This window comes from Streptococcus sp. HMSC057G03, assembly GCF_001808745.1.
Lineage (GTDB): Bacteria > Bacillota > Bacilli > Lactobacillales > Streptococcaceae > Streptococcus > Streptococcus parasanguinis_Z.
Genome location: NZ_KV794422.1, coordinates 73,767 through 96,847, shown reverse-complemented (window position 1 = coordinate 96,847; position 23,081 = coordinate 73,767). Strand labels below are relative to the sequence as shown.

General features: G+C 41.6%; 23 protein-coding genes and 1 riboswitch. Of the genes, 1 reads left to right on the top strand and 22 read right to left on the bottom strand.

The genetic code is table 11. The annotated features are described in order from the left end of the window. Nucleotides 1-68 precede the first annotated feature (68 nt). From HMPREF2686_RS04150 to tmk, 8 genes are all read right to left on the bottom strand, one after another. A complete protein-coding gene (locus HMPREF2686_RS04150; protein WP_070449313.1) occupies nt 69-1,610 on the bottom strand; it encodes an ABC-F family ATP-binding cassette domain-containing protein in 1,542 nt (513 codons plus the stop codon). Nucleotides 1,611-1,973: 363 nt separating this feature from the next. Beyond that, nucleotides 1,974-2,327: an arsenate reductase family protein gene (locus tag HMPREF2686_RS04145; protein ID WP_049491206.1), complete on the bottom strand. Its 354-nt coding sequence runs from the start codon at nt 2,325-2,327 to the stop codon at nt 1,974-1,976. A 5-nt stretch (nt 2,328-2,332) separates the two neighbouring features. Then, nucleotides 2,333-2,824 carry a methylated-DNA--[protein]-cysteine S-methyltransferase gene (locus HMPREF2686_RS04140; protein ID WP_070449312.1) on the bottom strand — a complete coding sequence of 164 codons (492 nt, stop codon included), beginning with the start codon at nt 2,822-2,824 and terminating at the stop codon, nt 2,333-2,335. Next, entirely contained in the window at nt 2,808-3,389 is a 582-nt protein-coding gene (locus tag HMPREF2686_RS04135; RefSeq protein WP_070449310.1) for a GNAT family N-acetyltransferase, read from the bottom strand. Before HMPREF2686_RS04135 ends, HMPREF2686_RS04140 begins: the two co-directional genes overlap by 17 nt. 17 nt (nt 3,390-3,406) lie before the next feature. Further along, the gene (rsmI, locus tag HMPREF2686_RS04130) at nt 3,407-4,264 is read right to left on the bottom strand and encodes a 16S rRNA (cytidine(1402)-2'-O)-methyltransferase (RefSeq protein ID WP_049506480.1); all 858 of its coding nucleotides are present in this window, start codon (nt 4,262-4,264) and stop codon (nt 3,407-3,409) included. A 2-nt stretch (nt 4,265-4,266) separates the two neighbouring features. Further along, entirely contained in the window at nt 4,267-4,587 is a 321-nt protein-coding gene (gene yabA / locus HMPREF2686_RS04125) for a DNA replication initiation control protein YabA (RefSeq protein ID WP_003005416.1), read from the bottom strand. 9 nt (nt 4,588-4,596) lie between these two features. Further along, nucleotides 4,597-5,490 carry a DNA polymerase III subunit delta' gene (locus tag HMPREF2686_RS04120; RefSeq protein WP_070449308.1) on the bottom strand — a complete coding sequence of 298 codons (894 nt, stop codon included), beginning with the start codon at nt 5,488-5,490 and terminating at the stop codon, nt 4,597-4,599. Then, on the bottom strand, nt 5,487-6,125 hold the full coding sequence (tmk, locus tag HMPREF2686_RS04115) for a dTMP kinase (protein WP_070449307.1): 639 nt from the start codon (nt 6,123-6,125) through the stop codon (nt 5,487-5,489). Before tmk ends, HMPREF2686_RS04120 begins: the two co-directional genes overlap by 4 nt. Before the next feature lie 149 nt (nt 6,126-6,274). On the opposite strand from tmk, the gene HMPREF2686_RS04110 reads away from it, so the two are divergent. After that, nucleotides 6,275-7,162, top strand: coding sequence for a YitT family protein (locus tag HMPREF2686_RS04110; RefSeq protein ID WP_049506477.1), 888 nt, complete (start codon nt 6,275-6,277; stop codon nt 7,160-7,162). Nucleotides 7,163-7,204: 42 nt separating this feature from the next. Here the strand turns inward: HMPREF2686_RS04110 and HMPREF2686_RS04105 are convergent, their stop codons facing one another. The 14 genes from HMPREF2686_RS04105 to HMPREF2686_RS04040 all read right to left on the bottom strand — a co-directional run bounded on the left by HMPREF2686_RS04105 (nt 7,205) and on the right by HMPREF2686_RS04040 (nt 22,869). Beyond that, nucleotides 7,205-7,861 carry a CBS domain-containing protein gene (locus tag HMPREF2686_RS04105; protein ID WP_049506476.1) on the bottom strand — a complete coding sequence of 219 codons (657 nt, stop codon included), beginning with the start codon at nt 7,859-7,861 and terminating at the stop codon, nt 7,205-7,207. 149 nt (nt 7,862-8,010) lie between these two features. Next, a complete protein-coding gene (locus HMPREF2686_RS04100; protein ID WP_045759741.1) occupies nt 8,011-9,249 on the bottom strand; it encodes an MFS transporter in 1,239 nt (412 codons plus the stop codon). A gap of 214 nt (nt 9,250-9,463) precedes the next feature. Next, complete coding sequence (locus HMPREF2686_RS04095; RefSeq protein WP_045759742.1) at nt 9,464-10,330, bottom strand: Rgg/GadR/MutR family transcriptional regulator; 867 nt, start codon at nt 10,328-10,330, stop codon at nt 9,464-9,466. A 448-nt stretch (nt 10,331-10,778) separates the two neighbouring features. After that, a complete protein-coding gene (locus HMPREF2686_RS04090) occupies nt 10,779-11,489 on the bottom strand; it encodes an ABC transporter ATP-binding protein (protein WP_049506473.1) in 711 nt (236 codons plus the stop codon). After that, entirely contained in the window at nt 11,489-12,253 is a 765-nt protein-coding gene (locus tag HMPREF2686_RS04085; RefSeq protein WP_003005595.1) for an ABC transporter ATP-binding protein, read from the bottom strand. Before HMPREF2686_RS04085 ends, HMPREF2686_RS04090 begins: the two co-directional genes overlap by 1 nt. Continuing rightward, the gene (locus HMPREF2686_RS04080; RefSeq protein ID WP_049506474.1) at nt 12,253-13,200 is read right to left on the bottom strand and encodes a branched-chain amino acid ABC transporter permease; all 948 of its coding nucleotides are present in this window, start codon (nt 13,198-13,200) and stop codon (nt 12,253-12,255) included. Before HMPREF2686_RS04080 ends, HMPREF2686_RS04085 begins: the two co-directional genes overlap by 1 nt. A 3-nt stretch (nt 13,201-13,203) precedes the next feature. Then, nucleotides 13,204-14,073, bottom strand: coding sequence for a branched-chain amino acid ABC transporter permease (locus HMPREF2686_RS04075; RefSeq protein ID WP_021153669.1), 870 nt, complete (start codon nt 14,071-14,073; stop codon nt 13,204-13,206). 81 nt (nt 14,074-14,154) lie between these two features. Next, a complete protein-coding gene (locus HMPREF2686_RS04070; RefSeq protein WP_049471819.1) occupies nt 14,155-15,312 on the bottom strand; it encodes an ABC transporter substrate-binding protein in 1,158 nt (385 codons plus the stop codon). Nucleotides 15,313-15,420: 108 nt separating this feature from the next. Further along, the gene (locus HMPREF2686_RS04065) at nt 15,421-15,699 is read right to left on the bottom strand and encodes a DUF2129 domain-containing protein (RefSeq protein ID WP_003013098.1); all 279 of its coding nucleotides are present in this window, start codon (nt 15,697-15,699) and stop codon (nt 15,421-15,423) included. 278 nt (nt 15,700-15,977) lie between these two features. Continuing rightward, nucleotides 15,978-16,568 (bottom strand): ATP-dependent Clp protease proteolytic subunit ClpP, encoded by a 591-nt coding sequence (clpP, locus tag HMPREF2686_RS04060; protein WP_049471750.1) that lies wholly within the window; start codon nt 16,566-16,568, stop codon nt 15,978-15,980. Between the two features lie 128 nt (nt 16,569-16,696). After that, nucleotides 16,697-17,326 carry a uracil phosphoribosyltransferase gene (upp, locus tag HMPREF2686_RS04055; RefSeq protein ID WP_003005574.1) on the bottom strand — a complete coding sequence of 210 codons (630 nt, stop codon included), beginning with the start codon at nt 17,324-17,326 and terminating at the stop codon, nt 16,697-16,699. Nucleotides 17,327-17,545: 219 nt separating this feature from the next. Further along, nucleotides 17,546-20,206, bottom strand: a complete 2,661-nt coding sequence (mgtA, locus tag HMPREF2686_RS04050) for a magnesium-translocating P-type ATPase (protein ID WP_061591026.1) — start codon at nt 20,204-20,206, stop codon at nt 17,546-17,548. A 207-nt stretch (nt 20,207-20,413) separates the two neighbouring features. Then, a riboswitch (M-box (ykoK) riboswitch) is annotated at nt 20,414-20,571 on the bottom strand. A gap of 35 nt (nt 20,572-20,606) precedes the next feature. Further along, a complete protein-coding gene (locus tag HMPREF2686_RS04045; RefSeq protein WP_070449304.1) occupies nt 20,607-21,770 on the bottom strand; it encodes a MalY/PatB family protein in 1,164 nt (387 codons plus the stop codon). A gap of 1 nt (nt 21,771) precedes the next feature. After that, the gene (locus HMPREF2686_RS04040) at nt 21,772-22,869 is read right to left on the bottom strand and encodes a cystathionine gamma-synthase (protein WP_070449302.1); all 1,098 of its coding nucleotides are present in this window, start codon (nt 22,867-22,869) and stop codon (nt 21,772-21,774) included. Between the last annotated feature and the right edge of the window lie 212 nt (nt 22,870-23,081).

Genomic DNA, 23,081 nt, shown 5'->3' with positions numbered 1-23,081 from the left:
CCGTACTCACCTAAGGAAAGTTTCTAAGAAGAATCTGAAAAGAGAACCATGCAGTTCTCTTTTTGTCTTTACGTCAATTCATTAAAGTCCCAGATTTGGTCCATCCAGCCTTCATAGAAATCTGGCTCGTGGCAAACCATGAGAATCGATCCCTTGTACTCTTTCAGAGCCCGTTTCAATTCATCTTTGGCATCCACATCCAAGTGGTTGGTCGGCTCGTCTAGTACCAAGACATTGTTTTCACGGTTCATCAAGAGACAGAAGCGTACCTTGGTTTGCTCCCCACCAGATAGCACCTGAATTTGGCTCTCGATATGTTTGGTGGTCAAACCACAACGGGCAAGGGCGGCACGGACTTCTGCTTGGTTGAGAGCCGGAAAGGCATTCCAGACCGCCTCAAGCGGTGTCTGACGATTGCCACCTTCGACCTCTTGCTCGAAGTAACCAAGCTCTAGGTAATCTCCCCGCTCGACTTCTCCAGCGATCGGCGGGATGATTCCTAACAAGCTCTTCAAGAGAGTGGTTTTCCCGATCCCGTTGGCCCCGATGATGGCCACCTTTTGATTGCGCTCGAAGGTTAAGTTCAAAGGCTTGGTCAAAGGACGATCATACCCAATCTGGAGATCCTTGGCCTGGAAGATAAAGCGGCCAGGAGTCCGGGCATTTTTAAATTCAAAGGATGGCTTTGGTTTCTCACTTTGCAACTCAATAAGTTCCATCTTGTCCAGCTTCTTCTGACGAGACATGGCCATATTCCGTGTCGCCACACGCGCCTTATTGCGGGCTACGAAATCTTTCAAATCAGCAATCTCTTTTTGCTGGCGCTCATAAGCCGCTTCCAATTGCGATTTCTTCATTTCATAGACTTCAAGGAATTGGTAGTAGTCTCCTGAATAGCGGGTTAACTGCTGATTTTCCACATGGTAGACGATATTGATCACATCATTCAAGAAAGGAATGTCGTGGGAAATGAGGACAAAGGCATTTTCATAATTCTGCAAGTAGCGTTTGAGCCAATCGATATGCTCTGCATCCAAGTAGTTGGTCGGCTCGTCCAAGAGAAGGATATCTGGTTTCTCAAGTAAGAGTTTGGCCAAGAGGACCTTGGTCCGTTGCCCACCTGATAAGGAAGTCACATCCGTGTCCATGCCAAAATCCATAACCCCAAGAGCACGCGCCACTTCATCGATCTTGGCATCCAAGGTATAAAAATCACGGCTTTCTAGACGCTCTTGGAGTTCTCCAACCTCTTCCATCAGAGCATCAACATCGGCTCCCTCTTCCGCCATGGCCATATAGAGGTCATTGATGCGAGCTTCAGCTGTGAACAACTCATCAAAAGCGGTCCGTAAGACATCGCGAACCGTTTGTCCTTCTTCTAAGACCGAATGCTGATCCAGGTAACCTGCCGTCACATACTTAGACCACTCGACCTTCCCTTCGTCAGGTTGCATCTTGCCCGTCACGATGCTCATGAAGGTGGATTTCCCTTCACCATTGGCCCCGACAAGACCGATATGTTCTCCCTTTAGCAAACGGAAGGACACATCCTCAAAAATCGCACGGTCCCCAAAACCGTGACTCAAATTTTTCACTTCTAAAATACTCATGCTTGACTCTCTTTCATTGATTTCACTCGTATGATTATATCATCTTCACTACAAAATGAAAAGGGAGCCCAACTCCCTTTAGAATATATATAAATAAATTATAAGTAAGATAGGTTACGCGATTTTGTCAAGAAATCAAAATAAGTTCTAACTTATGAATCTCATAAAGAATATACCGAAACTTTCCGCCGTGAGAAAAGTGCTAGAAACACTATTGTTTCTAGCACTCGGGAGTTTTGGAACCTTAGGTCCAAAACTAAGTCATGGAACTTCTTTGAAGTTCGCTGACGTCCGTACTCACCCAAGGAAAGCTTCTGGCATACCTTTATTATAGATCTGAAGAAAATCCAACTCCCTTTTCTTTTACAAACCTAAGTCTGCGTATGGTTTTCGGTAGCCCACTTGAACAACTTTTCCGTCTTTGACAAGCAAAGGCCGCTTGATCAGCATACCGTCTGAAGCAAGGAGATCCGCCGCTTCTTTCACTGTCAGTTGATCCACCTTATCTTTCAAACCGAGTTCACGGTATTTCATTCCGCTAGTATTGAAGAAAGACTTGATCGGTAGGCCAGATGCTGCCATCCAGTCTTGCAATTCTTTGCTAGTCGGTGTTTCTGTGACAATGTTTTGGCTTTGGAACTCACATTGGAGACCGTCCAATTCTGATTTAGCCTTTCGACAAGTCGAACATTTTGGATATTCAATAAAGGTATACATCGATTTCACTTCTCCTTCCAGGTAATTCCTTCATGGTGTAAGAGCCAGCGTTTGCGATCGAGTCCAGACGCGTAGCCCGTCAGTTGTCCATCTTTTCCCATCACACGGTGGCAAGGGACTAAGATCGTCAAGGGATTGCGTCCGACAGCCTGTCCCACGGCCTGGGCTGAACCACAAGAAAGATCCTGGGCCAGCTGGCCATAGGTCTTGGTCTCACCATATGGGATCTCTCGCAATAACTGCCACACACGCTCTTGGAAGGCTGTTCCTTGCGGTGCTAGTGGAAAACTGATAGCGATTGGATCCCCCGCAAAATAGTGGTCCAACCACTCCATTACCTTCTCATGGTAGGGATGGACCTGCTCCAGCGCCCCATAGGAATCAGGCGCCTCCTCTTTCGGATCATAAAAATCAAGCTCTACAAGGCCTTCTTCACTGACAATGATCGAAAGAAGCCCCATAGGGCTTTCATAAAATTGTTTAAGATAGAGAGTCATTGTAGGCTGCTTCTGCTCTTTGGTCCCAGCGGTCTTCTTCTGAGACCACTTGGAATAGACTAGTTTCTGCTTTTCGTTTGATCTTTTGATAAGCCATACGGACTCCATCAATAGGGACCTTTCCACAATAATGGTAGCCCAATTTTTCAAGCAAATGTTGCATGACCAGATTATCTGGGTGCGTATCGCAACGGAAATCCGGTCCTTTTTCCCCTTCGATTAAACCTTGAAGGAAGGTCTGAGCTACCCCTTTGCCAGCAGCTTCTTTGGCTACAGCGACACGGTGAAAAGTGATATACATATAGTTGTCATGCTCCCACTTGCCATCGTAAATCTCATTATAGGCCGCTTCATTTCCCTTGTGGACAGCTGCATAGGCTACGACCTCTTGGTCTTCAACGGCCACATAGCCACGACTTTCTAGAATATCCTCAAAAATGATCTCTTCATCTGGATAGCCATCCTGCCACTGGTCGACCTGTCTTTGAGCCAGGCTTTCCTTGGCATCTTGGATGATTTCCATAATTCGCTTAATCTCGTTGGGATAAGCCATTCTAATTTCCATCCTGCTTCCAACCTTTCCTACTCTTGATGGTAACGAGCATAGAGCTCACTCTTTTGCAAGCCGTATTGTTTGGCGACCTGTTTAATTGCTTGATTCTTCTTCATCCCCTCTTGGACCAAGGTATCGATCTCTTGGATCAAGTCGACCTCTTCTAGGTCTAGCTCTTCTTCCTTGGCTCCTTCGACGATCAAGAGACACTCCCCTTTGAGAGGATTTTCTTCAAGAAATGCGACTAACTCAGAAATACTGCCGCGAGTATATTCCTCGTAGATCTTTGTCAATTCACGAACCAATACGACAGGACGATCCCCATAGACAGCCAACATATTCTCTAAGGTTGCCTTCACTCGATGGGGAGACTCATAAAAGATCTGGGTCTCCGGATAGGCCACTTTTTCTTGGAAAAAGGCCTTCTGTTGCCCCTCTTTGCGAGGCAGAAATCCATAAAAAATATGAGGTTGAGGGGCTAGGCCACTGGCAATCAAACCCGTTATACCTGCACTAGGACCAGGAACAGCTACGACAGGAATCTCTCGTTCAATCGCTGCCTTGACCAAATCATGACCAGGGTCAGAAATACTAGGAAGTCCTGCATCTGAGACTTGCGCTAAGTCTTTTCCAGATTCTAAATGGGCGATCAGATCTGGAATTTTCTCCATGGCATTGTGCTCATGAAAGCTGGTCTGGGGTGTCGTAATCTCAAAATGCTTGAGCAAGAGGCCTGTATTTCTAGTATCCTCAGCTGCGATCAAGTCCACATCCTTTAGGGTCTGGACCATGCGGTAACTCATATCCTCACGATTGCCGATCGGTGTTGGGACCAGGTAAAGCACCCCTGTTTTCTTTTCCCCTTTAAAACTTCGTTGGATCTGCATGTCTACTCCCTAAATAACAACTCGTCACAAAACATACACTCTTCATCGTTTTCACGGCGTTGACCGTAGGAATAAGTGCAGATATGAAAACCGTCATTGTAAATACGTTGCAAATTTTCACGACCATGGTGTTGGGACTTTGCGGAAGAAGTTTTCTCAACTTCCCCCAAACGCTCTCTCAATTTATCATTTTCTAAGCGAAGAGCTGTATTTTCTTCGATGACTTGTTTCAAATTTTTCTTGATGGCTTCGACTTCAGCCAAGGTGACCAACAAATTCTGAGAGAAGCCGTCTAAAGCATCAAATAATTCTTTTTTATTCATTCTGACTCCTTAACTTTCTAAGCTCAAAACCATATATTCTAGAGCATTTTGAAAAGAAACATTGGCCTTCCACATCCCGCGAGCAAGACTCAATTTCTCAAGCAACTGCTGGGATCTACTCAAGCGCAACTGCTCTTCTAAAACCAACTCCATCAAACGAAAGGCCTGGCTTTGTTTTTCCTTATCATCTGCTAGGCTTACTAAGCGGGTCACTTCCAAATAAGCACGATTCAAATTGGATTGACAACGTTCGATGAATTGATCACAAACTTTTGCCAGTTCAAAAAACGTAGCATTCTTTTTTTGCTGCTCTGCCTCTTCGAGACTAAAACTAAAACGAGCTACTAGACTTGCCTGTGATTTGATCAAGCCTTCTTTTTCTAGCAGTTCGGTTAGGTAGGCTTGCTTTTTAGGAAAATGGACCTGCTGGGCCCGACTCTTGATGGTCGGTAAGATCAAGTTTTCATCGGATGTCAACAAGAAGAGATAGATCTCACTCTGGGGTTCTTCCATAACTTTTAAGAGAGAGTTGGCCGCATTGGTATGCATCTTATCCGCATCTTGGACGATAAAGACCTGCCGGCTTCCTTCAAATCCTGATTGAGAAAAGTCTTGAACCAGCGAACGAATGCGGTCCGTTTTAATGATCTGGTTGACTGGACGCACGATCTTTACGTCTGAGAATTCTTCTTCTGCAATCAAGCGGCAGGAACGGCATTTACCACAAGGCCAGACTCCCTGCAAATCTTCGCAAAATTGACTTTGAGCTAGCAAGAGGGCCATCTCAAAACTGGCAAAAGAACCCGTAAAGAGATAAGCATGACTGAGCTGTTTGTGTTCTAAGATCTGGGTAAAGCGCTCCACCAATTCTGGCTGAAGCTGTTGGATCTCTTCTAGCTTCATTTCAATATCCCCAAGCGATTTTCTAAAACAGCCAAGACAGCCGCAAAGACTGCTTCAAAGGATTGACTGGCATCGATTTTCACAATGCGCTCTGGTTCCTTTTCATACAAGGCCAAATAACCCTGTCTGACTTTTTGGTGAAGCTCCAATCCTTCCAAATCCAAACGATTGACTTCCCGCTCTTGGTTTTTCGCAATTCGAGCGAGCCCTTCTTCGACATCCACATCAAAGTAAAGGGTGAGATCTGGTTTAAGACCATCTGTCGCAAATTGATTGAGCCACTCGATATCTTCCACACTCAGACCGCGACCATACCCTTGATAAGCGACCGAGCTATCAATAAAGCGGTCCATCAAGACAACCTTCCCAGCTGCAAGGGCTGGCAGGACACGTTCCACCAAATGCTGCCGGCGACTAGCAATATAGAGCAACAACTCCGTCTTGGCATCCATACTCGTATGGTCTGGATCTAAAATGACTTGGCGGATCTTTTCGGCAATGTCTACACCGCCTGGTTCACGGGTTGTAATAAAAGGAATTCCTTTTTCTTCAAGTAGAGGCAAAACGGCTTCTAGGACCGATGATTTCCCCGCTCCTTCTGGACCTTCAAATGAAATTAATGTACCGTTTACCATAGTATCCTCTTTCTAGTTTTCTTCTTTTTATTTTACCAAAAATAAGGGTAAAAATCTTGTATTTTAGGAGAGAAAATTTTTCAAAGTCATTTTCATTTTTTCACTTTTTTGTTACAATGATCTTATAAAGTTTTAGGAGACAACCTATCATGTTTAAATTTAAAGATATTCTGGCTATCATCTTGGGGGCCGGCATTTTTTCATTTGGGATCTATTTTTTGGTCATTCCCTTTCACTTCTATGAAGGAGGAGCAACAGGGATTACCTTGATCACCTATTACCTCTTAAAAGTCCCCGTATCCCTGATGAACTTGCTGATCAATATCCCTCTTTTCGTTCTGGCTTGGAAACTGCTGGGCAAGAAATCTCTTTATCTGAGCTTACTTGGGACTTTCTCGGTTTCAGCTTGGATGGCACTCTTTGAAGCCATGCCTCTCAGCCACCACTACCACCACTTTATTTTTACAGCCTTTAAAGGAGATATTCTTCTTGCCTGTATTGCCTCAGGGGTCGTGCTTGGTTTAGGACTAGGGATCATCTTCAATGCTGGTGGAACTACTGGAGGAACAGATATCCTCGCTCGCATCTTTAACAAATACACTTCCCTCAGTATGGGAAAGCTCATGTTGATTGTCGATGCCATTGTTCTGACAACTGTGGTCATTGTCTTCCAAGATGTCCGTACAGCCATGTACACTCTCTTCTTTATCCTGATCGATACGCTTGTAATTGACTTGATTGGGGAAGGTGGTTTTGCTGGAAAAGGCTTCCTTATCGTCACCTCTAAACCAGAAGAAATTGCCAAAAAGGTATCTGATGATCTGGGTCGCGGGATTACCTTTATCCGCGGGATGGGCTACTACAGCCGTAAGGACCTGGATATTGTCTACTGTGTTGTTTCGCGGAATGAGATGAAACAAATGAAAGACATCATCAATCAGATCGATCCATTCGCCTTTATCACCATTTCTGAAGCCCATGAAATTCTCGGCGAAGGTTTTACTTTAGATAAAGAAAAACAACCCATTAACCGTTAATAGAAAAATCAGACTGGATTGTCATCCAGCCTGATTTTTTTATTAAATAGCTTTTGCGGTTGTTCGAGTGATTTCATCGACTTTCAAACCGTTGGCTTCAAATTTACTACGGATTCCTTCTAGATCTGTCACCCCATCAATTTGGACTTCGATAACCACACGATCGTCTTTGGTTGGGATATTGACTGTATTGGCGATGTTGTACCCTTCTTCTACAATCAAGTGAATGATTTGTTCTAGAACGCCAACCTTATCTTCTGTCACAAAGCGAACACGAACTCCTTCTTCTCCATAACCGGATACTTCAAGGAAAGCACGGAAAATATCACGGTCTGTGATGACACCGGATACTTGGTCATTGTCCACGACTGGAAGAATTCCCACCTTGTTCTTATACATGAGGTAAGTAGCATCTTCTAAGCTTGCAAATTTAGAGACGGTAATGACATTGCGAAGCATGACATCTTTGACCTTGGTCTTGTTCAACAGATAGTTCATCTCGAAAATAGACAAGCTTGTTGCTTTAGATGGACTTGCTTCTGCAATCGTACCTTCTGTCACCAAACCAACCAATTTATCGTTTTCAATGACTGGCAAACGGTGCAAACCTTGTTCGCGCATCAAATCTGCCGCGTGGGCAATTGTAGTATCTGGACTAATGTAAACCACTTTACGTGTCATAAAATCTTTAACAGCCATAACAAGTTCTCCTATGCTTTTATTAGTTTCATTATACTTGATTTTAAGAATGATTTCAAACGCTTTCAGCAGTTTTCTCTTGTTTTCAAAATTTAGAAAAATCAAACACACGTACCTTTTTATGCAACATTTAATCTTGTAAACTAATCTTAGTCACTAGTAACCGATTTATTAGAAGATAAGGAAAGTACAAATACCACAATGGATAATAATAAGAATATACCCCAGGCAAACTGAGAGTTCCACATAGATAAACTTGTAAATAAAATAGTTGCTATTGGCATTGATAATACTGATATAACCTTAAAAAAACTACTAGTTTGTGCAAGAATATCCGGTGGAAGTTTTGCCATTAAGAGACTATTTAATTTGGGATTTACCTTACTACTAAGATACATCATGAATGCCAACACACTAAAGGAAATAATTTCCAAACCATTTATCCAACCACATATTCCTATGACTATTAATAATCCACTATCTATTTGAAGTATTTTAATAAGTGATAGTTTAGAAAAATAATCATTAGGGGTCATTCCACCAATTAGGGCTGAAACAAATAATATTGTTTGAAGTAAAAATACCGACTGAGCAAAAGATAAACCAAAAGGAGTTATTTCTGTAAATTTCAGATTGTACATTATTAAAATAGCACTGCCTAACGAATTTAATCCTAAAATTGAAAAAATCATTAGACCAAAACGTACTTTCTCTTGATATTTAAATATACTTTTACTATTTTTGTAAAGGTTCTTAAGTTGTGAGATAAACCCATTTTCTGGTGAATAATTAACTTCTGGATGTGTCAATTGTCTTTGGATTTTAAGCAATACCATCGATGATAATAAGAAACTTATAGCATTTATCGTAGCTAAAAAGAAGAAATTATTATGAGAAATCGTTAGTAACCAAACTCCCAAAGTTTGACCAGAAATCAAAGTTATTTGACTAATTACTTGATCAAAAGAGTACGCTTCCATCAGCTCTTCTTCGGGAATGTGGGACTGAAACATGGGTAATACTAAGCCTCTTCTGTACTCTGCAATACAATCTGATAGGATGTTAATGAAACATACAATCGAGAAAACTAGCCATGAATTTTCTTTCGATAAGAACGCAACCATAATAAATAATACTGCTTGTATATATCCTAATAATAGCAACCACAATTTCTTATTCTTTGTTTTGTCAGCCTGCATTGCAATAAAAAGAGCACAAATCGTTGGAATATATTGTATAAAACTTGCTACACCAACCGCCAATTTACTATTCGCCATACTTGCTGCAAAAACTACAAAAACAAGATTATAAATAGTTGATCCTAAATCATCGAAGAAACTAGACAAGACCAGATTCCTAAAAAAAATATTTCTTAAAAAAACTTTCATCTGCTATACCTTTCTAGTAGAAACTTGATATACATAACTTCATTCAAATAAAAAAATATTTTTAAGTTTTTCAGAATTACTTTTTCTTTTATATGAATTAACGAAATATCGAAGTATTTAATTGTTATATCTAAATATAGTTTACTACTAAATTTTAAATATTTAACAGAGTTTCAAATATGAAATATCCTATCTCATACATCTGATCTTTTGCCTAATTTATATGTATCCCAAACTGGTCCAATTTTACCTCTAAAATATTAATCAGTTGACTATCACCAACAACTCGAAGAGACTCTATAAATTGTTTAATTTCCTTTTTAGAATTTTTTGACTTTAAGTAACCATTTACTAATTTTAAAAATTTCAACAACATGATTTCTAGCATATCATATGGGAAAAGAAGCTTTTCTAGCTCGAGTATAAACAATGGAACTTGAGTATCAATTTTTCTTAAAATTAATTCGCCAATTAAATTTATGTACGTTAATTTTAAAGAACTTAAATTGTGTTTAAGAAAATTATAATCTTTAGTCCTTTCCGCAAGCTGATCTCCAAAAAATAATAAATCTTCATCAGAAATTAAAGTCATTGTATTTCCAAATACATATAATTCAAACCATGTCCAAGATTCAATTGAAAATAGATAATCTACCAATACTTTTCTATCTTCTATATTTATTTCATAGTTTTGATCTAATGAATGAATCGCATTTTCAATAATAAACGACTGAATTCTTTGATATTGATCCGTCTCTTCACTCTGTAATACTTCGGTTAATAGATACTCTAATCCTTTAATATCCTGTTTCAAAAATAAAGTGGATATCTTCTTACCTAAAATAATATCTTTAGGTAATTCATAATTATTTAATTTATGGCCAAACTCTTCAAAAGTCATGTGAATTGATTCTATCGCTATTAATAATTTATCAGCACTTAACATTGTTTGCCCATTCTCAAATTTAGACAATTGTGCTATGCTTAATCCTTTTCTAGCAACATCCTTTTGTTTTAAGCCTCTGGCGATTCTTAGTTCCTTATATAATTCACCCAATTGAATTTTTCGATCTATATGCATAACTTATTATCCATTTCAGTCATTAGTAATTACGTTTATTTTACCAAATTAATAAAGGAAATTATATATTTTAAATTATTTTACTAAGAAAAAATCTCAGCCAGTACAAATGAAAAAAGAAAGGCCTTCAGGACCTTTCTTTCGAACATATTCAAACTGTTTTTCCTATAAAATTAGATTAATGTTTCTTCATAATAGAAATTATGCTATTTTTGAATCATTAGGAGTATATAGAAACTTTCCGCCGTGAGAAAAGTGCTTGAAACAAGATTGTTTCAAGCACTCGGGAGTTTTGAGACTTTAGGCTCAAAACTAAGTCATGGAACTTCTTCGAAGTTCGCTGACGTCCGTACTCACCTAAGGAAAGTTTCTAAATTATCTTTGTCATCAATCCGAAGAAAGGTCTTCAAGACCTTTCTTTTTAACATTCTAGTGAACTTTAGAAATCTTATCCACCAAGGTAGGCCTTGCGGACTTCTTCTGAGGCTAAGAGTTCTTTTCCTGTTCCGGAAAGAACGACTTTCCCTGTTTCCAAAACATAACCGCGGTCTGCGATGGAAAGGGCCTTGTTGGCATTTTGCTCGATCAAGAGAACCGTTGTTCCTTGTTTTTGGATATCTTGGATGATATCAAAGATTTCTTGGATAAAGATTGGAGCCAATCCCATAGAAGGTTCATCCAGAAGCAAGAGTTTTGGCGTTGACATAAGTGCACGACCCATTGCTAGCATTTGTTGTTCCCCACCAGATAGGGTTGCTGCATCTTGGTTCTTCCGTTCTTCCAAACGTGGGAAACGGGAGAAGACTTTCTTCAAGTTAGCTTGGTTTTCTTCTCGATCTTTCTTCAAGAAAGCTCCCATTTCCAAGTTTTCCATAACGGTCAAGCCTGGAAAGACGTGGCGGCCTTCTGGAACTTGAGAGAGTCCCGCTGCTACAATCTTTTGAGCCGGAACCTTTTGAATCTCTTGACCTAAAAACTCGATTTTCCCAGCACTTGGACGCACCAAACCTGAAATGGTACGAAGAATAGATGTTTTCCCAGCACCGTTAGCACCGATAAGAGAGACAACTTCCCCTTCGTTTACCTCGAAACTGACATCACGGACAGCCTGGATCATGCCATAGTGTACAGAAAGATTTTCAACTTTTAACATAGTCATTAGGCTTCACCTCCTAGATAGGCTTCGATTACGCGTTTGTTGGTCTTGATTTCATCTGGCGTACCATGGGCAATCAAGCGACCGTATTCCAATACATAAATCCGTTCCGTTACTTCCATAACCAAGCTCATATCGTGCTCAATCAGCATGATCGTAATATTAAATTCTTTTTGAATGCGACGAATCAATTGGGTCAATTCTGCTGTTTCTTGAGGGTTCATCCCTGCAGCAGGTTCATCCAAGAAGAGGATTTTTGGCTCTGTAGCAAGGGCACGAACGATCTCCAAGTGACGTTGTTGTCCGTAAGCTAAGTTTTTGGCCAAGGTATCTGCTTCTTTTTCCAAACCAAAAATCGCTAACAATTCAAGTGCTTTCGCTTTCAAAGCTTCTTCATTCTTGTAATAGCTTGGCAAGCGGAAAAGACTCGCAAAGACATGTGGTTTATGGTGATTAGCAAAGGCAATCAAGACATTGTCCAAAACGCTCAAATCTTTAAAGAGACGAATATTTTGGAAAGTCCGTCCCAGACCACCTGCAGCGATTTTATAAGGTGCTTTACCATTTAGTAGCTGACCATCTAAGGTAATGGTCCCTTCACTTGGTTCATATACCCCTGTTAGGAGGTTGAAGAGGGTTGTTTTACCGGCACCGTTGGGTCCGATCAACCCAACCAATTCCCCTTCATTGAGTTCCATGGTCACATCCCCAACGGCTGTCAAACCACCAAAGTTTTTTGTTAAATTTTTTACTTCAAGAAGTGCCATTAGTTAGCCTCCTTTTTTGAGAGTAGTTTTTTCAAGCTGAATTCCCATGTTCCAAGAAGACCACCTGGACGGAAGATCATCACGAGAATCAAAGCCAATGAGTAAATGATCATACGTACACTTGAGAAGTCTTGAAGCACCATATTCAAGATACCCAAGACGATGGCTGCTACAACTGTTCCTGACATTGATCCCAAACCACCAAACACGACAATGATCAAGACATTAATGGTATTGGTGAAAGAGTAATCTTTAGGAACAACAGAGCCGATAAAGCCAGCTTGGAGAGATCCAGCAATCGCCGCTGTGATCGCACCAAATACAAAGGCGATGACTTTGACTTTGGTCGTATTGATCCCAACAGATTCTGCTGCGATTTCATCTTCACGGACAGAAAGGGTAGAGCGCCCAATTGGACTGCGTAAGAAGTTAATCGTAAAGATCGTTGTAATGACGACAAAGAGGTAAACCAATTGCCAAGTTGTAAAGGCTGGCAAACCAAGGATCCCAGCAGCACCATTTGTTAGAGTACCACCATTAACGATCAAGATCCGGATGATTTCAGAAACCCCAAGTGTCGCAATCGCGAGGTAGTCCCCTTTCAAACGAAGGGTTGGAACCCCAACGATCAAGGCAACGACACCAGCAATCAAAGCACCTAAAACCATCGCACCAAAGAAAGCCCCGTAGGTTGGTAATTTGGAACCGAGAATGGCTGCAGAGTAGGCACCAATCGCCATAAATCCGGCATGCCCGAGTGAGAATTGACCTGAGAAACCAACAATGAGGTTCAAGCCAACCGCAAGGATAATATTAATTCCGATTTGTTCTAAAATTTGGATATAGAAGAGGTTGAGCACACCCGCTGCAACCAAGACTTGGATCAAGGCAAAACCTGCGACCAAAAGACCAAGCCAGACTAAATTCACTTTTAAATTTTGTTTCATGGCTTACACCTTCTCTTTCACATTTTTACCGAGGATACCTGCTGGACGGATGAGCAAGATCACAATCAAGATGGCATACACAATGGCGTCACGGAAGTCTGAAAGACCGATCGCTGTAGCAAAGGTTTCCAACAAACCGATAACAAATCCACCTAGGGCCGCACCTGGAATGATTCCGATTCCTCCAAGAACGGCTGCGACAAAGGCTTTGATCCCTGGTGTCATCCCCATCAAAGGCTCGATCGAGTTGTAATACAAACCAATCAAGACACCACCAGCACCTGCCAAGGCTGATCCCAAAGCAAAGGTAAAGCTGATCGTACGGTTTACGTTAATCCCCATCAATTGAGCGGCATCACTATCGACAGATACAGCCCGCATGGCTTTCCCCATCTTTGTCTTTTGAATAATAAATTGAAGAGCGACCATCAAGAAAACAGACACTCCCAAGATCATCAACTGAATATTGGAGATTGAAATAGGACCGAAGTTGTAACGAACCGTTTTAATCACTTGCGGGAAGGAACGGGTATTGGCACCGACGAAGAAGACCATCCCATATTCGAGCAAGAAAGAAACCCCGATGGCTGTGATCAAAGCTGCAATCCGAGTCGAATGACGAAGTGGACGATAAGCCAGGTATTCAATTACAACCCCTAAAATAGCTGTCCCAACCATGGCTAGGAGTAAAGCAACAAAGAAGTTCACTTTCCACGAGTTCAATAAGAAATATCCCATAAAGGCACCTACCATGTAGATATCCCCATGGGCAAAGTTGATCAATTTGATAATTCCATACACCATGGTATAACCAAGGGCCAAGAGTGCATAGACACTTCCCAAGATTAGACCGTTCACTAATTGCTGGAGCATTTGAACCATCCTTTCTAACAATAAAGAGCGAGGCCAGGAATTTTCATTCTCCCAGCCTCTTGTACAAACAACAAATGATAATTATGGTTTAACAGACTCAACTGATTTGACTTTACCATCTTTCAAGCCAATCATAAGAGCTGATTTAACCGGGTTGTGGTTCTTGTCAATTGACATTGTACCAGTCACACCTTCCAAGTCTTTCAACTTCGCAAGGTTATCTTTCAATTCGACAGAGTTCTTAGCACCTTTAGATGCTTCTGCAACCATGTAAACTGAATCATAAGCCAAAGCTGCGAACATTGAAGGTTCTTCATTGTATTTCGCTTTGTAAGCTTCTACGAATTTCTTGGCTTTATCAGTCATTTCACCTTCAGTAGAGAATCCAGCTACGTAGTAGATGTCTGTAGCTGCAGCAGGTGTTGCTTGTTCAACGAACTTAGCATCGCTAAATCCATCACCACCAATGATTGGTTGTTTGATTCCCATACCACGCGCTTGGTTTACGATCTTACCAGTTTCTGTGTAGTAACCTGGAAGAACAATCGCATCGAAGTCTTTATCTTTGATTTTTGTAAGGGCAGCTTGGAAGTCTGTATCCTTAGATTGGAAGGTTTCCGTTGCTACGATTTCACCTTTGTAAGATTTCTTGAAGGCTTCAGCAATCCCTTTCGCATAGTCAGATGAGTTATCGTAGTAAAGAACGACTTTCTTCGCTTTCAAGTTATCCGTTGTGTATTTAGCAATGATTTTTCCTTGGAAGCTATCGATAAAGGTTGCACGGAAGAGGTAATCTTGACCTTTTGTCAAATCATCTTGAGTTGCAGATGGTGTGACCAATGGAACACCTGCTTTACCAGCGTTGGCAACCGCTGCTGCAGTAGCACCTGAAGTTGCAGGTCCTACAAGAGCGTTCACTTTTGATTGGGTCACAAGGTTTGTTGTAATAGTAGCTGCTTCAGCTGTTTCAGATTTGTTATCTTTATCTGTGACAACGATCTTCTTACCGTCAGCTCCACCCTTAGCGTTGATTTCATCAACGGCTAATTGAGCACCTTTTTGTTCAGCGCTACCGTAGGCTGCTACTTCACCAGTTTTTTCAAAGTTAAAACCGACTTTTAGTTCCTTGCCGATTTCGTTACCAGTTGTGTTTGAACCTGAAGTAGAAACTTCACCACAAGCAGCAAGAAGAGCGACACTTGCAAGGGTTAAAAATGAAAGAGCAAATTTTTTCTTCATTTGTAATGATCTCCTTAAATGAATCTTAAAATAAATACATTAAGAATATACCGAATTATCTGACAATTGTCAATAAAAAAAGCGCAATCCATCAAATGATTGCGTTTTCTAACCTTCTGTGACCACAGATGGGGTCTCCAATCGTTGCAAACTCCCCACAAAATCTGTATCTAAATCTTTGAGATGGCAAGGCAAGACCTTTTTGACATAACGTTCTTTCTTTAAGTCTTCCATGACTTGATCGGCCTTGTCACTGTCCACATACAATTGGACATAACGGCATTTCTTAGAATGGTACAAGACATCTCCGACAGATTGTAATTTTTTCCCGTCTCGATTGTAATACAATTTAACAATCAAGCCTGTTCTTTCTTGTTTCTCAAACATGGTCAATCCCTTTCTCGTTCTGTTACTAGTATATCAAATTTCAAGAAAAAGAACTACTCTTTTATAAGAGCAAAAAAAGAGAGTGGGACAGAAATCGGTAATTCGTTAGAATTCGATTTCGTCGTCCCACCTCCGCACAGTTGAGTAGGGCTGTAAAAGCTGATGAAATCAGCGTAGTAGAGCCCACTCAACCACTGCGTCTTGCTCTACAATCCAAAAATAATTGAGAGGCTAGGACTTTTGTCCCAGCCTCTTGACGGACCTTCCCATAGGATGGTTTAGCCCAATTTATTATTGGCCATGATTTCATCAATAAAGCCATATTCAAGTGTTTCTTGCGCGCTCATCCAATTATCACGTTCCGCATCAGCATGCACTTTTTCAATGGATTGACCTGAATTTTCCGCAAGGATTTTTTCCAAGTTATTCCGTGTTTTGAGCAAGTGTTCTGCTGCAATCGCCATATCGGTTTGTTGGGTACCACCACCAGTACCACCCATTGGTTGGTGAATCATGTACTCGGCGTTTGGCAACATGAAGCGTTTGCCCTTCGCACCGCTTGAAGCAATGACAGTCCCCATAGAGGCTGCCATCCCCATGACAATGGTTTGGACATCTGACTTGATAAAGTTCATAGTATCTACGATGGCGAGACCTGCAGAGACAGAACCCCCTGGTGTATTGATATACATATAGATATCTTTTGTATTATCTTGGGCATCCAAGAAGAGCAATTGAGCGATAATGGAGTTAGCCATTTGGTCCTCAACTGGTCCTGTTACCATGATAATTCGATCTTTCAACAGACGGGAATAAATATCGTAAGAACGTTCTCCACGACTGGTTTGTTCAATAACTACTGGAATCATCTATTCTTCTCCTTTAGTATCCATTCATTCTCACGATTCGTGAGGTTCAAAGTATATGTGCTATTATAAACCAATGGTCAAAAAAGGTCAAATCTTAAGCACCTTTCGGACGAATCATGAATGGCTTCTTATTTGGTACCGAATAAACGGTCACCTGCATCTCCAAGACCAGGAACAATGTAGCCATGTTCATTCAAATGATCATCGAGGGCTGCTGTAAAGATATCCACATCTGGGTGAGCTTCTTGAAGAGCTTTCACCCCTTCTGGCGCTGATACTAGGCAGACAAATTTGATATGGCTAGCGCCGCGTTTTTTCAAGGAATCAATCGCTAGAATAGCGGATCCACCCGTAGCAAGCATCGGGTCTACTACAAAGATACGACGTTGATCAATATCTTCTGGCAATTTCACCAAGTATTCAACTGGTTTCAAGGTTTCTTCATCACGGTACATCCCGATATGGCCAACCTTAGCAGCTGGTACCAAACTCAAGAGACCATCAACCATCCCAATCCCTGCACGAAGAATTGGGACAATAGCCAATTTCTTCCCTGCGATTTGCTTTTGAACGGTTTTAGTAATAGGAGTTTCAATTTCAACATCTTCAAGAGGCAATTCACGCAACACTTCGTAGCCCATCAACATAGCAATTTCATCTACCAATTCACGAAAGGCCTTCGTAGAGGTATCCGTGCGACGGAGAATAGACAATTTGTGTTGAATCAGTGGATGTGTAATAACTTCTAATTTTCCCATTTTGAGATCCTTCTTTCTAAGCTGTTATTATTCAAAAAAGAGCTATGATAAAAGCGGAGTCAAGCTCTACTCTTTCTTTCAGTCCCTCTTTGATACTCACAGCACATGGAAATCTTCATTTCCAACTTTACATTCTTCTTATTATACCAAATTTTACCAAAAAAAGAGAGCCCTTACACTTAATTTTTTAAGTTCGGACTCACTCTTTCTATCAATCAATTACAACCATTCTTTGTACTTCTTAATATAGATACGTTTGACAACCGTCACACTCAGCATATAAAGGACGATAATCGCAAACAATAGAACAAAGTACAATCCATTTAGTTGGCTCAACTTCAAGATAGAAGCCAAAGGACTATATGGAAGGGAGGTTACAAAGAAGGCTGCTGCTAGAGTCGTCACCACGACTGAGAAGGCTGGACGACTTTGGATAAATGGCAGTTTTGGTGAACGCAACATATGGATAACCATGGTTTGAGACCACATGGATTCGATAAACCACCCAGTTTGGAACACCATGATAAAGGCTGCTGCATCTGCTGCTCCATGGTTGTAGCCATGACCTAAAATCATAGGAACAACAAGGAAGTAAAGAAGCATGTAGGTAATAATATCAAATACAGATGAAATGGGACCAATCCAGGCCATAAAACGCATGATAGAGTTTGCTTCCCAGATACGAGGTTTCTTGAGGAATTCCTTGTCGACATTGTCAAAAGGAAGGGCGATACAAGAAAGATCATAGATAAGATTGAGCACAATCAAATGAACGGGAGCCATTGGAAGGAAAGGCAAAAAGATGCTGGCGAAGAGAAGAGAGAAGATGTTCCCGAAGTTAGAAGAGACCGTCATCTTGATGTACTTGGTCATATTGGCATAGACCTTGCGGCCTTCGACCAAGCCTTTTTCAAGAACCATCAAGTCCTTATCTAGAAGGATGACATCTGCTGTTTCCTTGGCAATATCCACAGCGGTATCCACGGAGATCCCAACGTCTGAGACCTTCATGGATGGAGCATCGTTGATCCCATCTCCCATGTAACCAACCTTGTGGCCATTATTCTTGAGGCAGAGGATGATCCGCGCTTTTTGATCTGGTGATAGTTTGGCAAAGACCGTTGTTGTTTCCACAACTTGTGCTAACTCTTGGTCTGTCATCGTATCGATTTCGCTTCCCAAAAGAATCCGCTCGACATCTAGTCCTACTTTTTCACAGACAGCTTGGGTGACCTTTTCATTGTCCCCAGTTAAGATCTTGGTGGTTACCCCATATTCTGCAAGAGCTTTGATCGCTGGAGCTGCAGAAGGTTTTGGTGGATCAAGAAAGGCAAGGTAACCAGTTAGGATCATGTCTCGTTCATCTTCAACACTAAAGATGTCATTTTCGTCCAAATCGGTTTTGTAGCTAACACCCAAAACACGAAGTCCTTGTTCATTTAACTGAGCAACTTCAGCGAGGACCTCTTGACGAACTTCATCTGTCAGGCGTTTAATCTCACCTTTGTATTCAACATAAGTCGATACAGAAAGCATTTCTTCCAAGGCACCCTTGGTCACCATGCTGACCACACCGTCTTCGTCTTTGACAATGACACTCATGCGACGACGTTCAAAATCAAAGGGCAATTCATCAATCTTATGGAAGGTTTGATCCAGGTCGCGAACAATTTCATGTTTCTTGGCTTCTTTCTGGGTCCGATTGATAATCGCTCGGTCCATCAAATTTTTTAGCCCGGTTTGGAAATAGGAATTCAAGTAAGCCCGGCGAAGGACTGATAGATCCAACTCGCCATGGATATCAAGCGGATACTCCAAAACGATTTCATCTTGGGTCAAGGTTCCTGTCTTATCAGTACACAAAATATCGATAGCGCCGAGGTCTTGGATGGCATTGAGCTTTTTGATAACGACTTTTTCTTTTGCCATAATGATGGAGCCCTTAGCAAGACTCGCTGTAATAATCATCGGCAGCATTTCCGGAGTCAAACCAACCCCAACGCTGAGGGCAAAGACACCCGCTTCTAACCAGTCACCATCTGTGAGGCCATTGATCACAAAGACAATGGGCACCATCACTAACATGAGCCGAATCAAGAGCCAAGAGATGGTATTCATTTCTCTCTCAAATGAGGTTGGTTCGTCATAAGTGTTGATGGTTTGCTCAATAGCTCCCATCATGGTTTCATCTCCCACGACCAAGACCAAGGCTGTCGCCCGTCCGGAGATGACATTGGTCCCCATAAAGGCCAAACTTTCACTTTCCAAGAGACTATCTAGATTTTGACTGTCGGCTTTTCTGAGACAAACCTTTTCAACAGCATCACTTTCCCCCGTGAGACCAGATTGTTGGACAAAGAAGTCACGGGAATCAATCAAGACCACATCTGCTGGGATCATATCGCCGGCACTCAGTTTGATCACATCACCTACGACGATTTCATCGATCGGAATTTCTTGTTCCGATCCATCACGCAGAACGGTCGCTGTATTGACAATCATACGTGATAAGTTGCTAGCTGCTTTGTCGCTCCGCAATTCTTGAATGAAGCGGATACCACCAGAGATCAAGACCAAGGTCACAATGATGATGGAGGTCGTTGGATCCTGTTCACCTGGTTTTGCTAGCCAGACATTAGTAATGAAGGAAACCAGCGCAATGACCAACAAAATCACCGTAAAAGGATTGATGATCGATTCGTAGATCTTTTTGATCATGGAATCTTCTTGACCTTTTGTGATGACATTTTCGCCATAAATATCACGGTTTTCTTCTACTTGATCGTCAACCAAACCAAGGGCACTGGTTTTGTAGTTGGCAAAGGTGCTTTCAAGTGGTTCTTGAAGAGCCGCAATGAGTCTTTCTTTATTTGTTTGCATTAGTATCTCCTTTTTCAATCAGGAGCCAATCACTTTTGGAGTCCCTAGGACACAAATCAGCGATTGGCTGGTTCGGTGCGGTTCGGGATGATCGTCGATTTGTATCATAGCTCTCTCCTTTCTCTTTTCTTGGTAAGGCATAAAAAAGAGTCCTACCCTCGATCGGTAGGACTCATGAAACTCGTCATTTATTTTTCAATCAAAACTCTCAAAAAACTGACCGTCCAAGCTTTAGCTCCACAAGGCAATGAAATGAACTTAGTCTTGACCTTTGCGATCAGAACTGTTGACCAACGAGTAGTGTCTCCACTGCTTTGCGGTAGTCATCCGTATCCTTGTGGTAGCCTCACCTACCGTATTTCGAGTATATTGTACTCCTTCACTTACAGAAAGTCAACACTTATTTGTGAAAAGTTTCCACCAAGCGTTTGGTGATTTCTTCAATGAGGGTGAAGGGAGCTGCCACATTGAGGCGGGCATGCAAGGTTCCTTCTTTTCCGAAATCTGTTCCACGGTTCAAAATCAATTTGGCTTGGTCATGGATTTTAGCATGCAGCTCATCATCGGTATAAGGATAGGCTGAAAAGTCCAACCAAAGAAGATAGGTTCCTTGGGGCTTCATGACACGGATTTTGGTCTTTTCATGCAATTCATCTACGACATAGTCAATGTGTTTTTCAAAGACTTGCTTGAGCTCTGTCAACCAAGGTTTGCCGTGACGATAAGCCGCTTCTGTTGCAATATAGCCCAATCCTGAGATTTCATGTTGATTATTGGCCAATTGTCGTTGTTTAAAAGCTGTGCGAAGTTTTGGATTTTCAATAACCACATAAGAATTTTTTGTTCCTGCAATATTGAAAGTCTTGGTCGCACTGGTTAAGATCAAGCTAAAGTCTTTAAAGCTTGGGTCAACTGTGTTAAAGCTGGTATGACGGTGGCCAAACAAGGCTAAATCTTGGTGGATCTCATCTGAAATGAGAAGGACACCATGTTTTTGACAGAGATGGCCAATTTTTTCCAAGACCTCACGATCCCATACACGGCCTCCAGGATTGTGCGGATTGCATAAAACATAGAGTTTAACCTCTTGCTCCACAATGTCTTTTTCTAGCTGATCAAAATCGATTTGGAAAAGTCCGTCTTTTTCAACTAATGAATTTTCGATCAATTTTCGACGATTGAGCTTGACGCTTCGTGCAAACGGAGGATAGACTGGCGTATTGATTAAGACAGCATCCCCTTCCTTGGTGAAGGCTTGAATGGCTGTTGAAATAGCTGGCACGACACCTTCGATAAAGACGATCGCTTCCTTGTCAAAGGAATAGCCATGCTCTTCTTTTTCCCAATCAAGGATAGACTGGTAGAGGCTATCCGATGCATAGGTGTAGCCATAGACCATTTGGTCTGCATAGCCGATAACAGCTTCTCGTACTTCTGGAATGACATTAAAATCCATGTCCGCGATCCAAGCTGGAATGATTTCTGGATCTGTCTCAGTTTCTTTCCACTTGTAGGTATGGTGGGTCAAGCGATTGGGTAAAGTCGTGAAATTATATTTGGTCATCTTAAGCCTCCAATGCTTGTTTCAAATCGTCAATCAAATCATCCGCATCTTCGATTCCGATGGACAACCGAAGCAGATCATCTGTCAAACCGTATGAATGGCGAACTTCTGCAGGGATGTCCGCATGAGTCTGAGTGGTAGGATAAGTGATCAAGCTCTCCACTCCACCCAGACTTTCTGCAAAGGTAAAGACTTGAAGGGAATTCAACAAGTTAGGAATTTTTTTCTCATCTTGAATTTTAAAGGAGACCATTCCACCTTTTCCAGTGTAGAGGACTTCTTTGACCTGAGGGGAGGTTTTCAAAAACTCGACTACCTTGCGGGCATTCTCAGTGGAGCGCTCCATCCGGATAGAGAGTGTCTTGAGACCACGGATCAACAGATAGCTGTCAAATGGGGAAAGAACAGCACCTGTCGTGTTCAAATTGTAAAAGAGTTTGTCATACAGATCTGCATCATTTGTCACGACAACACCAGCCAAGACATCGTTGTGACCAGCTAGGTACTTGGTTGCTGAATGTAGGACAATATCTGCTCCCTCTTCAATCGGACGTTGATAGATTGGGCTATAGAAAGTATTGTCCACCACGACTTTGGCACCTTTTGCATGGGCCAATTTGGCTAAATGAGCAATATCAAATTCCAACATCAATGGATTGGTTGGTGTTTCAATATAGAGGACATCCACCGGATCATGATCTAGATGGTGGATCAGTTCTTCTTCTGTATTGGCATAGGTGAAAGAGAAACGACCTTCTTGCTCTTGTTGGTTAAACCAGCGGAAAGAACCTCCATACAGGTCACGAACGGCTAAGACTTTTGAACCAACAGGGAAAATGCTAAAAGCAAGCACAATAGCTGACATTCCAGAGCTTGTCGCCAAAGCATAGTCTGCACTTTCGATAGCTGCCAAAGTCTTCTCAGCCGTTGCGCGTGTTGGATTTTTCGTACGGGTATAGTCAAAACCTGTAGACTGACCAAATTCTGGGTGTTGGTAAGTCGTAGAGAAATGCAAAGGAGTCGTCAAAGCTCCCGTTGCTTTATCCGACTTGATTCCTGCCTGTGCCAAGATAGTATTGATATTGCGTTTTTTACTCATATTGCCCTCCGATAAACATTCAATCTAACTGATTACTATTTTATCACTATTATGAGGAGAGCGGTTTTCCCATTTTCAAGACCTAGCTATAGTTTCAAACTATAAGAAAAGGCTGGTCTCTAATGGCCAGCCTGAGAGTATAGACAAACAGTTCTTCTTTACAAATCTAATAAATTCTATAAAAATTTATTCGTTAGAATTATTCAATCATC

Bases quoted from the DNA above. Each gene is read 5' to 3' on its own strand.
- HMPREF2686_RS04095 (WP_045759742.1), bottom strand. From the start codon at position 10,330: ATGCATATAGATCGAAAAATTCAATTGGGTGAATTATATAAGGAACTA.
- HMPREF2686_RS04045 (WP_070449304.1), bottom strand. From the start codon at position 21,770: ATGACCAAATATAATTTCACGACTTTACCCAATCGCTTGACCCACCAT.
- HMPREF2686_RS04040 (WP_070449302.1), bottom strand. From the start codon at position 22,869: ATGAGTAAAAAACGCAATATCAATACTATCTTGGCACAGGCAGGAATC.
- HMPREF2686_RS04140 (WP_070449312.1), bottom strand. From the start codon at position 2,824: ATGACTCTCTATCTTAAACAATTTTATGAAAGCCCTATGGGGCTTCTT.
- mgtA (WP_061591026.1), bottom strand. From the start codon at position 20,206: ATGCAAACAAATAAAGAAAGACTCATTGCGGCTCTTCAAGAACCACTT.
- HMPREF2686_RS04080 (WP_049506474.1), bottom strand. From the start codon at position 13,200: ATGAAACAAAATTTAAAAGTGAATTTAGTCTGGCTTGGTCTTTTGGTC.
- HMPREF2686_RS04150 (WP_070449313.1), bottom strand. From the start codon at position 1,610: ATGAGTATTTTAGAAGTGAAAAATTTGAGTCACGGTTTTGGGGACCGT.
- HMPREF2686_RS04110 (WP_049506477.1), top strand. From the start codon at position 6,275: ATGTTTAAATTTAAAGATATTCTGGCTATCATCTTGGGGGCCGGCATT.
- HMPREF2686_RS04070 (WP_049471819.1), bottom strand. From the start codon at position 15,312: ATGAAGAAAAAATTTGCTCTTTCATTTTTAACCCTTGCAAGTGTCGCT.
- HMPREF2686_RS04135 (WP_070449310.1), bottom strand. From the start codon at position 3,389: ATGGAAATTAGAATGGCTTATCCCAACGAGATTAAGCGAATTATGGAA.
- HMPREF2686_RS04065 (WP_003013098.1), bottom strand. From the start codon at position 15,699: ATGTTTGAGAAACAAGAAAGAACAGGCTTGATTGTTAAATTGTATTAC.
- HMPREF2686_RS04075 (WP_021153669.1), bottom strand. From the start codon at position 14,073: ATGCTCCAGCAATTAGTGAACGGTCTAATCTTGGGAAGTGTCTATGCA.
- tmk (WP_070449307.1), bottom strand. From the start codon at position 6,125: ATGGTAAACGGTACATTAATTTCATTTGAAGGTCCAGAAGGAGCGGGG.
- HMPREF2686_RS04085 (WP_003005595.1), bottom strand. From the start codon at position 12,253: ATGGCACTTCTTGAAGTAAAAAATTTAACAAAAAACTTTGGTGGTTTG.
- upp (WP_003005574.1), bottom strand. From the start codon at position 17,326: ATGGGAAAATTAGAAGTTATTACACATCCACTGATTCAACACAAATTG.
- HMPREF2686_RS04120 (WP_070449308.1), bottom strand. From the start codon at position 5,490: ATGAAGCTAGAAGAGATCCAACAGCTTCAGCCAGAATTGGTGGAGCGC.
- HMPREF2686_RS04090 (WP_049506473.1), bottom strand. From the start codon at position 11,489: ATGACTATGTTAAAAGTTGAAAATCTTTCTGTACACTATGGCATGATC.
- yabA (WP_003005416.1), bottom strand. From the start codon at position 4,587: ATGAATAAAAAAGAATTATTTGATGCTTTAGACGGCTTCTCTCAGAAT.
- rsmI (WP_049506480.1), bottom strand. From the start codon at position 4,264: ATGCAGATCCAACGAAGTTTTAAAGGGGAAAAGAAAACAGGGGTGCTT.
- HMPREF2686_RS04105 (WP_049506476.1), bottom strand. From the start codon at position 7,861: ATGGCTGTTAAAGATTTTATGACACGTAAAGTGGTTTACATTAGTCCA.
- HMPREF2686_RS04145 (WP_049491206.1), bottom strand. From the start codon at position 2,327: ATGTATACCTTTATTGAATATCCAAAATGTTCGACTTGTCGAAAGGCT.
- HMPREF2686_RS04100 (WP_045759741.1), bottom strand. From the start codon at position 9,249: ATGAAAGTTTTTTTAAGAAATATTTTTTTTAGGAATCTGGTCTTGTCT.
- clpP (WP_049471750.1), bottom strand. From the start codon at position 16,568: ATGATTCCAGTAGTTATTGAACAAACCAGTCGTGGAGAACGTTCTTAC.